General features: G+C 75.3%; 8 protein-coding genes. 6 read left to right on the top strand and 2 right to left on the bottom strand.

Features of this window, described 5'->3' with window-relative positions:
• Positions 1 to 712 (bottom strand): type VII secretion integral membrane protein EccD (gene eccD / locus ACQRUO_RS27820; RefSeq protein WP_428318837.1); only part of this gene is annotated, 712 nt, incomplete at its 3' end.
• A 199-nt stretch (positions 713 to 911) separates the two neighbouring features.
• Between eccD and eccCa the strand changes: the two genes are divergently transcribed.
• The 3 genes from eccCa to ACQRUO_RS27805 all read left to right on the top strand — a co-directional run bounded on the left by eccCa (position 912) and on the right by ACQRUO_RS27805 (position 8867).
• Positions 912 to 4889, top strand: a complete 3978-nt coding sequence (gene eccCa / locus ACQRUO_RS27815; RefSeq protein ID WP_428318836.1) for a type VII secretion protein EccCa — start codon at positions 912 to 914, stop codon at positions 4887 to 4889.
• Positions 4890 to 5095: 206 nt separating this feature from the next.
• Complete coding sequence (locus ACQRUO_RS27810) at positions 5096 to 7828, top strand: hypothetical protein (RefSeq protein WP_428318835.1); 2733 nt, start codon at positions 5096 to 5098, stop codon at positions 7826 to 7828.
• A 67-nt stretch (positions 7829 to 7895) separates the two neighbouring features.
• On the top strand, positions 7896 to 8867 hold the full coding sequence (locus ACQRUO_RS27805; protein WP_428318834.1) for a GNAT family N-acetyltransferase: 972 nt from the start codon (positions 7896 to 7898) through the stop codon (positions 8865 to 8867).
• Positions 8868 to 8874: 7 nt separating this feature from the next.
• Here the strand turns inward: ACQRUO_RS27805 and ACQRUO_RS27800 are convergent, their stop codons facing one another.
• Positions 8875 to 10302 carry a PLP-dependent aminotransferase family protein gene (locus ACQRUO_RS27800; RefSeq protein WP_428318833.1) on the bottom strand — a complete coding sequence of 476 codons (1428 nt, stop codon included), beginning with the start codon at positions 10300 to 10302 and terminating at the stop codon, positions 8875 to 8877.
• A 122-nt stretch (positions 10303 to 10424) separates the two neighbouring features.
• On the opposite strand from ACQRUO_RS27800, the gene ACQRUO_RS27795 reads away from it, so the two are divergent.
• The 3 genes from ACQRUO_RS27795 to ACQRUO_RS27785 all read left to right on the top strand — a co-directional run bounded on the left by ACQRUO_RS27795 (position 10425) and on the right by ACQRUO_RS27785 (position 13441).
• On the top strand, positions 10425 to 11087 hold the full coding sequence (locus ACQRUO_RS27795; protein ID WP_428318832.1) for a LysE family translocator: 663 nt from the start codon (positions 10425 to 10427) through the stop codon (positions 11085 to 11087).
• Between the two features lie 121 nt (positions 11088 to 11208).
• Entirely contained in the window at positions 11209 to 12939 is a 1731-nt protein-coding gene (locus ACQRUO_RS27790) for a penicillin-binding transpeptidase domain-containing protein (RefSeq protein WP_428318831.1), read from the top strand.
• 106 nt (positions 12940 to 13045) lie between these two features.
• Positions 13046 to 13441, top strand: coding sequence for a hypothetical protein (locus tag ACQRUO_RS27785; protein ID WP_428318830.1), 396 nt, complete (start codon positions 13046 to 13048; stop codon positions 13439 to 13441).
• Positions 13442 to 13509: the final 68 nt, after the last annotated feature.

Genomic DNA, 13509 nt, shown 5'->3' with positions numbered 1-13509 from the left:
AGAGCGAGGGACGTGGCCTGCTGGACGCGCTCGGCGCCGCCCACTGCGCCGGCGCCGCCGCCGACCGCACCACCTGGGACACCCCCACAGCCCCCGGCCACCTGGTGGACCTGCCGCTGCCGCCGCTCGGCAGCAGCGCACCGGCCAGCGCCAGGAAGGGCACCGCCGCGCTGCCGAGCGCGATGCCGGCCCCGGCGTCGCCGACCGCCCGGGAGGCGCTGGTCGCACCGGCCAGCAGCAGCACGCCGGTGACCAGCGCGGCCAGCTCGCGCACCGGCGTCGCGCCGGGGAGCAGCAGCAGGGCCAGCCCGCCGGCCAGCGCGGTGAGCGCCATCGCCAGCGCGAAGTGGTGGGTGAGCCGGGGCCGCCAGGAGTCGCCGCGCTCCTGCATGCCGGTGGCCACGCCGTCGACCAGGTCGTCGAAGTGCACGGGGGGCAGCGCCTCGCGGCGCGGGCGCAGGTGCAGCTCGTCCCCGTCCTGCAGGTCGAGGGCGTCGGGGGCCAGCTCCTCGTCCAGCGGTTCGCCGCCGAGCCGCTGGAGCACCCAGCCGCCGTGGTCGGCGCCCTTCTCCTCCACCTCGGGACCGGCGTAGCCGAGGACGGCCGGGAGCAGGTCGGCGATCGGCACGTCCACCGGCACCGCGAGTTCGAACACCCGCTCGGGCGTGCGGAACCTCAGCCGGCACAGCCCGGCGACGGCACTACTGTTCACGGGTCTCCCAACTCCGACGCGACTCCTGGGGGCGCGCCCCCACTGGCCACTACGAGCGGCGGGCGCCGTCGCGTTCACCCGGGATCGAGATCGGACCGCGGGTGAACCTCCGGACCCACCGCGTCCGTGCTTGCCGGGTGACGGCCTGCCCGCTGCGGGTGCGCCGGTTCGGCCGTCCCCGAGTCGAGGAGCGTTTTCGTTGAGCGTGGTCCTGGTCAACCGCCCTGCCCGGCGTCCCGGCCCGGAGATGCCCGACGGGGAGATTCAGCTGCAGGAGCCACCGACCCTCCCCGAGCCGCAGAGCGGCATGTCCAGCGTGATCACCATGGCGCCGATGGCGCTGAGCTCGCTCTCGATGGTGATGATCTTCCTGAAGCCGGGCGGCTCGGGCGGCGCCATGACCTACATCGGCGTCGGGATGATGGCCCTGTCCGCCGTCGGCATGCTGGTCACCCAGCTGATCCGCGGCGCCGGCGACCGCAAGCGCCAACTGCGCGGCGAGCGCCGGGACTACCTGCGCTACCTCTCGCAGATGCGCCGCCAGGTCCGCCGGCACATCGTCAGGCAGCAGGAGGCGCTGGCCTGGCGGCACCCCGAGCCGACCGAGCTCGCCGGCCTGGTGCGCACCTCGCGGCTGTGGGAGCGGCGCAGCACCCACCCCGACTTCGGCGACGTGCGGATCGGCACCGGCCCGCAGCGGCTCGCGGTGCGCCTGGCCCCGCTGGCCACCAAGCCGGTGGAGGACCTGGAGCCGCTCTGCGCCCACGCGCTGCGCCGCTTCATCCACGCCTACGGCACGGTGGCCGACCAGCCGATCGCGGTCTACCTGCGCGGCTACGCGCACGTGCTGTTGCGCTCGGCGGACCCGACCGGCCCCGACGACGCCCCGGACACCGCCGCCGCCCGCGCGCTGGCCCGCTCGATGGTCGCCCAGCTCGCGCTCTTCCACGCCCCCGACGAGCTGCGGATCGCCGTGGTCACCGACTCCGCGCACCGCGCCGAGTGGGAGTGGACCAAGTGGCTGCCGCACGCGCTGCACCCGGTGGACACCGACGGCGCGGGCCCGCTGCGCCTGGTGGCCGGCTCGATCGGCGAGCTGGAGCAGCTGCTGGGTGACGAGTTCGCCGCCCGGCCGCCGTACGAGCCGGACACCCAGCCCAGCCGCGACGAGCCGTACACGCTGATCGTGCTGGACGGACCGCAGGTCCCCGCCACCAGCCGGGCCGCGCTGGCCGGTTACCGCAACGCCACGCTGCTGGACCTGGGCGACACCCTGGAGTGGAAGCCCTCGCGCTTCACCCTGCGGCTGCGGGTCGACGCCGGCTCGCTGGTCATGGTCGGCGCCGACCGCAACCGCAAGGACGACCCGACCGACCTGGGCCGCCCCGACGCCCTGTCGCTGCGCGCCGCCCACCGGCTGGCCGGCCGGCTGGCCCCCTACCGGATCGGCGACACCGCCGAGGCCAGCGAGCCGCTGACCACCGACTTCGACCTGGCCACCCTGCTGGGCATCCCCGACCTGTACAAGCACGACGTGGCCCGCACCTGGGCGCAGCGCGGCATCGCGGACCGGCTGCGGGTGCCGCTCGGCATCTCCGGCGACGGCAGCCCGGTGGAGCTGGACATCAAGGAGTCGGCGCAGGGCGGCATGGGCCCGCACGGCATGCTGATCGGCGCCACCGGTTCCGGCAAGTCGGAGCTGCTGCGCACCCTGGTGCTGGCGCTGGCCGTCACGCACTCCTCCGAGGTGCTGAACTTCGTCCTGGTCGACTTCAAGGGCGGTGCCACCTTCCTCGGCCTGGACAAGCTGCCGCACTCCTCCGCGGTGATCACCAACCTGGCCGACGAGGCCTCGCTGGTGGACCGGATGCGCGACGCGCTGCACGGCGAGATGGTGCGCCGTCAGGAGCTGCTGCGGGCGGCCGGCAACTACAGCTCGCTGCTGGAGTACGAGACGGCCCGCGCGGCCGGCACCCCGCTGGAGCCGATGCCGGTGCTCTTCGTGGTGGTCGACGAGTTCAGCGAACTGCTCGCCGCGCACCGCGACTTCATGGAGCTCTTCGTGATGATCGGCCGGCTCGGCCGCTCGCTCGGCGTGCACCTGCTGCTCGCCTCGCAGCGCCTGGACGAGGGCCGGATGACCGCGCTGGAGTCCCACCTGTCCTACCGGATCGGCCTGCGCACCTTCTCCGCGATGGAGAGCCGCGGGGTGCTCGGCGTGCCGGACGCCTACCAGCTGCCCTCGCAGCCCGGCAACGGCTTCCTGCGCAGCGACATCTCCACCCTCACCCGGTTCAAGGCCGCCTACGTCTCCGGCCCGTACCGGCTCAAGCGGCGGCCCGCCCAGCAGGCGGTGGTGGCCGGCCAGGTGGTCGCCTACGGCACCGAGTACGTCGCGCCGCGCCACCTGCCGGTGGTGGTCGAGGAGACCCAGGTCGACGAGGAGACCAGGAGCCTGCTGGACCTGGCGGCCGAGAAGCTGGCCGACGCCGGCCCGCCCGCCTACCGGGTCTGGCTGCCGCCGCTGGACGTCCCGCCGACCCTGGACGAGCTGCTACCCCCGCTGGCCCCGCACCCGCAGCACGGCCTGACCACCGACGGCTGGTCCGGCCGCGGCGCGCTGAAGGTGCCGGTCGGCCTGATCGACCGTCCGTTCCACCAGCTGCGCGACCTGATGACCGCCGACCTCTCGGCGGCCGGCGGCCACGTCGGCATCGCCGGTGGCCCGCAGAGCGGCAAGAGTACCCTGATCCGCACCCTGATGGCGGCCCTGGCGCTCACCCACACCCCGCGCGAGGTGCAGTTCTACTGCCTCGACTTCGGCGGTGGCACGCTCTCCTCGCTGCGCGGCCTGCCGCACGTCGGCGGGGTCACCGGGCGGCACGACCCGGAGCGGGTGATCCGCACCATCGCCGAGGTCAACGGCGTGCTGGCGCGCCGCGAACTGCGCTTCGCCGAGTTGGGCATCGACTCGATCGCCTCGTTCCGCCGCCGCCGGGCGGCCGGCGAGTTCGCCGACGACCCGTACGGCGACGTCTTCCTGGTGATCGACGGCTGGAACACCGTCCGCCAGGAGTTCGCCGACGTCGCCCCGGTGCTCACCCTGATCGCCCAGCGCGGTCTCAACTACGGCATCCACCTGGTGATCGGCACCACCCGCTGGGGCGAGGTCAACGGCGCGCTGCGCGACCTGCTCGGCACCCGGTTCGAGCTGCGGCTCGGCGACCCGGTCGACTCGCAGATCAACATGCGGGCCGCCGGCAAGGTCCCGAAGATCCCCGGCCGCGGTCTGACCGACGACCAGATGCACTTCCTCACCGCGCTGCCCCGGATGGACGGCGACGGCGCCGGCACCGACCTCGGCGAGGGCGTGGCCGAACTGGTGGACACCGTCGCCGACCACTGGACCGGCGCCCGGGCCCCCGAGGTGCGGATGCTGCCGCTCAGCCTGGACGCCGACACCCTGCCGGCGCCGCGCGGCCGCCTGCAGGTGGCGATCGGCCTGGAGGACACCCAGGTCGAGCCGCTCTGGCACGACTTCGAGGAGTCGCCGCACCTGATCGTGATCGGCGACAGCGAGTCCGGCAAGACCAACCTGCTCAAGCACCTGACCCGGTCGATCACCAGCGCGTACGCGCCGAACGAGGGCCGGATCATGCTGGTCGACTTCCGGCGCGAGCTGTACGACACGGTCCCCGAGTCGCACCGGCTCGGCTACGCGGTCGCCGTCGACGTGCTGCGCCAGATCGTCGACGGCGCGGCGCAGGCCATGAAGAACCGGGTCCCGTCGGCCGACATCAGCCCCGCCCGGCTCAAGCTGCGCGACTGGTGGCAGGGTCCCGAGCTGTTCATCGTGGTCGACGACTACGACCTGATCGGTGCGGGCACCGGCGCCCACCCCTTCGCCCCGGTCCTCGACCACCTGGCCCAGGGCGCCGAGCTCGGCCTGCACCTGATCGTCGCCCGCAGCGCCAACGGCGCCGCCCGCGGCCTGAACGACCCACTGCTGCGCAAGCTCCAGGAGGTCAACACGCCGGCGGTGCTGCTCTCCTGCCCGCCGAGCGAGGGCTTCCTGTTCGGCAACCTCAAGCCGCGGCAGTTCCCGGCCGGGCGCGGGATGTACATCACCCGGCGGCGCACGGTGCAGGTGCAGACGGCCCTGGCGGCGAAGGAGTGAGGGAGCGGGCGGCGGCACGGTGAGCGGCGGGGGCACGGGGTTGCCGGCAGCGGTCAGCCCGGCCACCCGGCGCACCCACCCTCGGACGGTTACCGCGCAGCGGCTCGGCCCGGTGAACCCGGGACGGGCCGCCGTCCGTGTTGTCCCCGGAGGAGGTCGCGGGGTGCGATCTCCGATCGAACGGTGTCGAACAACGGAGTAGCCGGATGAGCCCGAGGAGGCCCACAGGCCTGCGGCGTGGAGCCAAGGCGGCAGCCAACCGCCTGCGCGGTGCCGTGCGACGCCCCGAGGCGACGGCCGACGACGGCTACGAGCAGGACCACGAGCACCCCGAGGACGGGTACGCCGCGGACGACGGCGTCGAGGACTGGGACGACGACCCCGCACCGGCCGTGCTGCGCCCGGTCGGCCCGCACTTCGTGATCGCCGCGCCGGCGCCCGGCCCGGACGGGGGCGCCGACGAGCTGGCCGAGGCGCTCGCCCCGGTGCCGGCCGCCGCCGCGACGCTGATCGTGGTCGCCGCCGCGCCCGACGCGCCCACTGTCCTGCGCGCCGAACTCGCCGCGCTGGCCGGCACTGCCACCACCCGTGGCGCGGCCGCCCTGTTGATCGCCGCCTCGGGCCTGGCCACCGCGACGGCCGACGGCCGGCGCCCGGCACAGCGGATGGCCGAGCGGGCCGGGCTGCCGGTGATCGCGCCCGACGGCCTGGTCGCCATCGAGCCCGACGGCACGCTGCGGGTCCGCCCGGCGCAGCCGGGAGGCCAGGCGTCCTGGTGGCACTGCCCGCCGGACGGCAGCCCGTGGTCGCTGGGCGCCGCATGGCCGGCGGCGGGGGTGGGGGCGGCGCCCGCAACCACGCCCGCGACTCCGCCGGCAGCCGCGCCCGCCGCCACGCCGACGGCACCCATGGCACCCATGGCACCCGTCCCCGCGCTCGCACCCGCCGTGCCGCCCCCCGCCACGCCGCTGCCCGCCGCCCGACCCGGCGAGTGCGCGGTCACCGAACTCCCCGCCGGCTACTGGTTCCGGGCCCGCGCCGCCGCGGACACCCCCATGCCCGCCGCCTTCCCGCTCGCCGCGTCCGGCCCCGGTGCGCTGGTCCTGCTGGTCGGCTCGCCCGAGGCGCCGACCCTCCCCGCGGCCGACCTCGCCGAGGCCGCCGCCGGACTGCCCCGCACCGGCGACCTGCTGATCAGCGCGCCCTGGGCCCCGCCCAGCGACCTGCTCGCGATGGCCTGCGGCGTCGCCGACCGGCTCGGCCGTACCGTGCGCGCGGCCATCGGCCTGCCGCTGCGTGCTCCGGACGGCCGCCCGGCTCCCCGGGTCCTGGACCGGGACGGCAACCCGACCTGGCAGCCCTTCCTCACCGAACTCACCGCCGTGGTCGGCCACCGGCGGGTCGTCAGCTCCGGTTGGCTGGCCTGCCCGGCCGGCTGGCACTCCCCCGGTCCGGCCCTGTTCAGCGCGCTGCCCGGCTGGCTGCTGGAGGCGGTCCCGGCCGGGCTCTGGCTGCGTCCCGAGGACCGGCCGCACGACCAGGCGCCGCGACTGCTCGCCCCGGACCCGCTGCGCCCGCTGCTGGTGGTCGGCGACCGGGAGCGGCCGATCACGGAGGAGGTCTGGGAACGCCTCGGCGAGTTGGTCACCGACCTGCCCGAGCACGGCGGCCGGCCGTTCGGCCTGCTCGCCCACGCCCCGGCGGACCCGAGCGTGGCGGCGGTGGCCCGCTTCGTCGCGCGGCTCCAGGGGCTGGAGTGGCTCGGCTTCACGCCGGACGGCGGTGCCCCGGTGACCCCGGTCGCCGCGCCCGCGCCCGCGCCGGCCGCTGTGCCGGAGCCGGCCGCTGCGCCCGTCCCCGTCCCCGTCACGATGGCGGAGCCGGTCGCCGCGCCCGAACCCGTCCCCGTCACCATGGCGGAGCCGGTCGCCGTGCCCGAACCGCTTCCGGTCCCCGTCCAGCCCCCCGCACCCGTGGAAACCCCGCCTCCCGCACCGGCACCCGAGCCGCAGCCCGCCCCCGAGCCCGAACCGACCCCCGAGCCCCTTCCCACCCCCGCACCAGAGCCAACCCCCGCCCCGACCCCCGAGCCGGCACCCACCCCCGCCACCAGCGCGCCCGTCACCTCCACCCCCACCCCCCTCACTCCCGCCGCCCTCGTCCCGCTCCCCCGGGTCAGCCCGCCCGCCGCCCGCGAAGCGGTGAAGGAGCTCCTCGGCGACCAGTACCTGCGGATCGCGAGCAAGGCCGACCACCTCGCCGCCCGCCTCCCCGCCCTCCGCTCCACGCCGCAGGACGACGTCAAGCCCGACCTGGTCGCCGTGCTGCTCCACCACACCGACGGCGGCCTGCCCGCCTCCCGGGCCGAGCTGGCCGCCGCCGCCCGCTCGGCGCGGTCCGGCCCGCTGACCGCCTTCCTCACCTGCCTGGGTTCCGGGCTACGCCGACTGCCCAGCCACCACGGCGCGGTGCTGCTGGGCGCGCCCGTGAGCGAGGCCGAGCTGGCCGCCTACGTCCCCGGCAGCGTGCTGGCCGAGCCGGCCGCCGTCGCCGGGGTGACCTCGCCCGCGGTCGTGCTGGGCACCCCGGTGGAGTTCGCCGTCTGGTCGGCGACCGGCCGGCGGACCACGCTCTTCGGTGGGCCGAGCGACGAGGCCGAGGTGGTCTTCGCACCGGGCACCTGCTTCACCGTGCTCGACGTCCTGCCCGGTGACGGCGCCGACCGTCCGACCCGGGTGCTGCTCCGCGAGTCCGACCCGACCGCGACGCCCGACTCCTCCGACAGCGACCGGAACCACCACCCCGAGCGCGACCGCACCGCCCGCGAGCGCCTGACGGCCTGGCTGGACCGCCGCGACGCCCTGGACCCCGCCGAGCGGCGCCGGCACCCCCGCCCGGAGCGCTACCACCTGACCCCGGGAGTGACCACCCACCCGTGACATCCCGTCAGCTCTCCTTGGTTTAATCGGTCGGGCCCACCCACCCGACCCCCTGGGAGCGTCAGCGATGCCAGTTCTCGTGCCCGACCTGCCCCCGGGTTACCGGGCGCGGCCGACCAGCACCGACGACGTGCCCGCGCTCCACGCCCTGGTCGCGGCCTGCGAGCGCGAGCTGTACGGTCACCCGGAGACCGACCCCGGCAGCATCGCGGCCGTGTTCGCCCGCCCCGGCCTGGTCACCGAGCTGGACACGCTGCTGGTCCATGACCGGTCCGGACAGCCGGTCGCCCGGGCCTGGGTGAACCGCCGCTCCGAGGTGGACGTCCACCCGCAGCACCGGGGCCACGGCCTGGGATCCGCGTTGCTGGACTGGGCCGAGGCCCGGGCCCGCCAGGCCGGCGACGAGCAGCTCGCCCAGACCGTGCCCAACGGTGACGTCCAGGCGGTCACCCTGCTCCGATCCCGCGGCTACGAGCCGAAGGTGACCCAGTGGTTGCTGGAGTACACCATGACCGACGAGCCCCCGCTGCCCGAACCGGTCCCGGGCATCGCCGTCCGGCCGTTCCGGGCCGGCGACGAGCAGGCCGCGCACCTGCTGATCCAGGACGCCTTCGACGACTGGCAGCAGCGGCGCCACCCGTTCCGGGAGTGGGCCGAGCACACCGTGGCGCGCCCCGCCTTCGCCCCCGGGCTGTCGGCGCTGGCCTTCGCCACGGACCCGAGCGACCCGACGGGCGGCCTCGACCCGACGGGCAGCCTCGACCCGACGGGCGAACTGGTCGGCGCGGTCCTCGCCATGGACCTCCCCGAGACCGCCGGCGGCTACGTCGAGGAGGTCGCGGTCCGCCACGACCACCGCAACCGGGGCATCGCCCGCCTGCTGCTGCACACCGTCTTCCGCGCCTTCCACCAGCACGGCCGGCGGACCTGCACCCTGTGGACCCACTCGGACACCGGCGCCCTCGACCTCTACCTGCGCGTCGGCATGCAGGTGCAGCGCAGCTCCACGGTCTTCAAGAAGCCCCTGACCCAGAGCTGACGCACCATCACCCCGCCTGCCCCGACTCCCCCGCCCGCGCAATTCGCCGCAACACCGCCAGCGCCCGCGCGAGTTCCGGCCGCGGCGGCGAGGCGAGCCCGACCCGCACCGCGGCCGGCGTGCTGCGCGGGTCGGCGGCGAAGGCGGCCGCGGGGACGACGGTGATGCCGGCCCGCGCGGCCGCGGCGACGAAGGTCTCGGCCCGCCACCCGCCCGGCAGCGTCCACCACAGGCCGTAGGAGCCCGGATCACCGGTCAGCTTCTGGTCGAACAGCTCGCCTCGCGCCAGCAGTTGACGCTCCCTCGCGTCCACCCGCTTCGCCGCCGTGACCGCATCGACCGTGCCGTCCCCGATCCACCGCACCGCCGCCTCCAGCGCGTACCCGCTCGGCGTCGCCCCGCCGGCGTGCAGCGCCGCCCCGACCGCCGCCCGGAACGGGCCCGGGACGACCGCGAACCCGGTGCTGAGGCCGGGTGCCAGCCGCTTGGTGAGGCTGTCGACCAGGATCGTCCGCTCGGGCGCGAGCGCGGCGAACGGTGGCAGCCCCGGGCAGAGGAAGCCCCAGATCGCGTCCTCCACCACCGGCAGTCCGAGCCGCGCCACCTCGGCCGCCAGGACGGCGCGCCGCTCCGGCCCGAGCGTCGCGCCCAGCGGGTTGTGCAGCCGCGGCTGGAGGTAGAGGGCCCGCAGCGGGGTCGCCCGGTGCACGGCGGCCAGCGCCTCGGGGCGCAGGCCCGACTCGTCCACCGGCAGCGGCACCAGGTGGACGCCGAGCCGTTCGGCCACCGCCTTGACCACCGGGTAGGTGAAGGCCTCGACGCCCACCCGCTCACCGGGCCGCACCAGCGCACCGAGCGCGGCGGCGATCAACTGCCGGTCGTTGCCGGCGAACAGCACGCCGTCGGCGTCCACCGCCCAGCCGGGTTCGCCCGCCCCGACCGTCAACCCCGATCCCGACCCCGAGGACCGCGATCCCGACCCAGCCCCCGACGGCCCCGCCCCCGGTCCCGACCCCGCCGCGAGCGCCGCGAAGGCCCGCCGCGCCTCGGCCGTGCCCGCCACGCCCACCGGACGCAGCGCCGCCGCCAGCGCGTCCGGCCGCAGCAGCGGGGCCAACCCGGCGGCGAGCAGGGCCGCCTGCTCGGGCACCACCGGGTGGTTGAGCGCCAGGTCGACCGGGGTGCCGGCGGGTTCGGCCAGCGCGACGGCACCGCCGGGCCCGCCCGGCACGGCCCGGACGAAGGTGCCGCGGCCCACCTCGCCGACCACCAGCCCGCGCCGCACCAACTCCCGGTAGACCCGGCCCGCGGTCGAATTGGCGATGCCGCGAGCGCGGGCGAACGCCCGCTGGGTCGGCAGTTGGTCGCCCGGTCGCAGCCGCCCGTCGACGATCTCCCGCGCGAGTTCGTCGGCGACGACCCGGTAGTCCTCCATCGCCCGCCACCCTCCTGCTCTCCAGCGCACCGGCATGGCACCGATCTCCGCTGCACATCGGCATTGCACCGAGTGCAAAGTCATCATTGCACCGAGCAGTTGCCCTGTCCTAGCCTCGCCCCATGGACGCGCTCACCTCGGCCGTGGACCCGCACGCCCTCCTCGGCATCGCCGCCGTGGCGCTGGGCATGGTGCTGGCCCCGGGGCCCAACATGATCTACCTGGTCTCCCGCTCGATCGCCCAGGGCCGCCGGGCCGGACTGGTCTCACTGGCCGGTGTCGCCACCGCCTTCCTGGCCTACCTCACCGCCGCCACCGCGGGCGTGGCGACGCTCTTCGCCGTCGTGCCGGTGCTCTACACCGCGCTCAAGCTGGCCGGCGCCGGCTACCTGCTCTGGCTCGCCTGGCAGGCCGTCAGGCCGGGCGGCACCGCGGTCTTCGCACCCCGCCCGCTGCCGCCGGACCCGCCGCGCAAGCTCTTCGCGATGGGCTTCCTGACCTGCCTGCTCAACCCGAAGATCGCCATCATGTACGTCTCGCTGCTGCCCCAGTTCGTCCGCCCGGCCCGCGGCCACGTCGCCGCCCAGAGCTTCGCGCTCGGCCTGACCCAGATCCTGGTGGCGGTCACGGTGAACGGCCTGATCGCCCTCAGCGCGGGCAGCATCGCCGGCTTCCTCGACCGCCGCCCCGGCTGGCTGCGGATCCAGCGGTACGCCATGGGCACGGTCCTCGGCGCCCTCGCCCTGAACATCGCCGCGGACCGTGCCAAGGCGGTCGGTGCCTGACCGCCGTCCCCCCGGTCCCGCCGGCACCATCGATCACAGAATCGTCACAGCCGCTTCCATCGCGCCACAGCGACGCTCCATCATGCGTTGGTCCAGTACCAACCCAGGCAAGGGGGAGCCAGTGCAGAGAAGTGCGAAGGTCGGCATCGGGATAGGCGTGGTCAGCGCCGCGATGCTCGTGGGGGCGGGCTACGCGATCAGCGATCTGGCGGGTGGCGGCAGCCATCCGGGCACGGTGCACACCGCACCGGTCGCGGCAGCGCAGGGCAGCACGCCCGCTGCCCAGTCTCCGGGCCTGCCGCCGCGGGCGCAGGGCACCCCGGGCGCGCCGCTGACGGCCGACCAGGCGAGTGCCACCGCCAAGTCCTTCCTGGACGCCTGGGCGAGCGGCAACCTCACCCAGGCCGCGGCGCAGACGGACGACCCGTCCACCGCGATCACCACCCTGACCGCCTTCCACGACAAGCTCCAGCCCACGGCGATGAGCTTCACGCCCACCGGCGGCGGCACGGGTGCGACCGCCGGCGGCACACCGGTGGCGTTCAAGGCCAGCATCACCTTCGCGAAGGCCACCGGCCCGTGGGTGTACGACGGCTCGCTGGCGGTGGTGCAGCAGAGCGACGGCACCGACCTGGTGCACTGGACGCCGACCGTGATCAACCCCCGGCTGACGCAGGGTGGCTCGATCTCGGTGCAGCCGCTGCCCGCCACGCCCTCGGACGTGGTCGACCGCAACGGCAAGTCGCTGGCCGGCTTCCCGTCACTGGCGCCGCTGCTGAACCAGTTGAAGGCGGCCGCCCAGGCGCCCGCGGCCGGCACCTCCGGCAGCTCCGGCACCGCCGGGACATCGGGGACGGCCGGCAGCGCCGTCCAGCTGAACCTGCCCGGCGGGTCCACGCCGGTCCCGTTGTTCACCATCACCGCGCCCGCACCGCAGCCACCGCTGAGGCTCACCCTGGACGCGACCCTGCAGGCCGCGGCCGAGACCGCCGCGCAGCAGCAGTCCCAGGGCGGCACCCGCCCCACCTCGCTGGTCGCCATCGAGCCGAGCACGGGCGACGTCCTCGCCATCGCCAACGCGCCCGCCAACGGCCCGAACAACGCCTTCCTCGCCGAGCACGCCCCCGGCTCCACCATGAAGGTGATCACCGCCGCCGCCCTGCTGGAGGCCGGGGACAGCCCGAGCAGCACGGTCGCCTGCCCGTCGCAGACCATGGTGACCGGCCAGCCGCTGCACAACGACTTCCCCGACGCCCGGCTGGACAACCGGCTCCAGGACGACTTCGCGCAGTCCTGCAACACCGCCTTCATCAACGAGAGCACCAGGCTGCTCACGCCGTCCACCCTGCCCGCCGAGGCCAAGGACGTGTTCGGCCTCGGACTGGACTGGAAGACCGGGCTGACCGACCTGGACACCGTGATCCCGGTCGTCTCCGACCCGGCGTCGGCGGCCACCGAGTACATCGGCCAGAGCACCATCAAGACCAACGCGCTGGCCATGGCCTCGGTCGCGGCGACCGTGCAGAACGGCACCTTCCGGCAGCCGATCGTGGTCCCCGGCCTGCCGCAGCAGCCGGCCGCCCGGCAACTGTCCGGCGGTGTCCTGTCCGACCTGCGCTCGATGATGCTCTACACCACCAAGAACGGCACCGCCGCGAGCGTCCCGGGCGGCATCCCGTCCGACGTGGGCTCCAAGACCGGCACCGCCGAGGTCAACGGCCAACTCCCCAACAGCTGGTTCATCGGTTTCCGCGGCAACCTCGCCGTCGCCTGCGAGGTCCAGGGCGGCAGCATGGGCGTCGACGCCGCCGGCCCCGCCGCGGTGGCGGTGCTGCGCGCGGGCAACGGCTGACGCAGTGCGCCCATCCGGGTGGAATCCGCCGCACGGGTTCCACCCCGGGCGCGGGCCACTGCCAGGATCACTCCCAACCCGTGATCCCCCGCAGAAAGGCCCGCAGGTGAACCGCATCGGACCGCAGGCACGTTGGCTCCTGCACACCGCGGTCGGCACGGTGAGCGCCGCGGCCCTGGTGTTCACCTCCGCCCCCGCCGCCTCCGCGGGCGCGGCCGGCTGCAACGACCGCACCTGCATCGCGGTCGACGGCAGCGGCCTGCACGTCGCCTCCGTCTCGGCATCCACCACCTGGGACGGCGACTTCACGGGCCACTTCCACCTCTACGGCGGCGGCCTCGACGCCAACAGCCCCACCGCCTTCTGGGGTTACCACCAGCACTACACCCTCCAGGTCGGCCGCGACCTCCCCAACCGCTCCGTCGTCTGCGCCGAGGGCTGGGAACACACCCCCGGCGGCTACCGACTCCGCGGCCGCGCCTGCGAGGAGATCAAGTTCTAGGCCGGTCTGCGAACTCCCGTCGTCCGCCCGGCCGAAGGCTGGGGCGTGCGTGCCACTCCGCTGCTCCG

It is taken from the genome of Kitasatospora sp. LaBMicrA B282, assembly GCF_050325825.1.
GTDB lineage: Bacteria > Actinomycetota > Actinomycetes > Streptomycetales > Streptomycetaceae > Kitasatospora.
The sequence above is the reverse complement of the archived record's forward strand: the minus strand, read 5'-3'. Positions and strand labels throughout refer to the sequence as shown.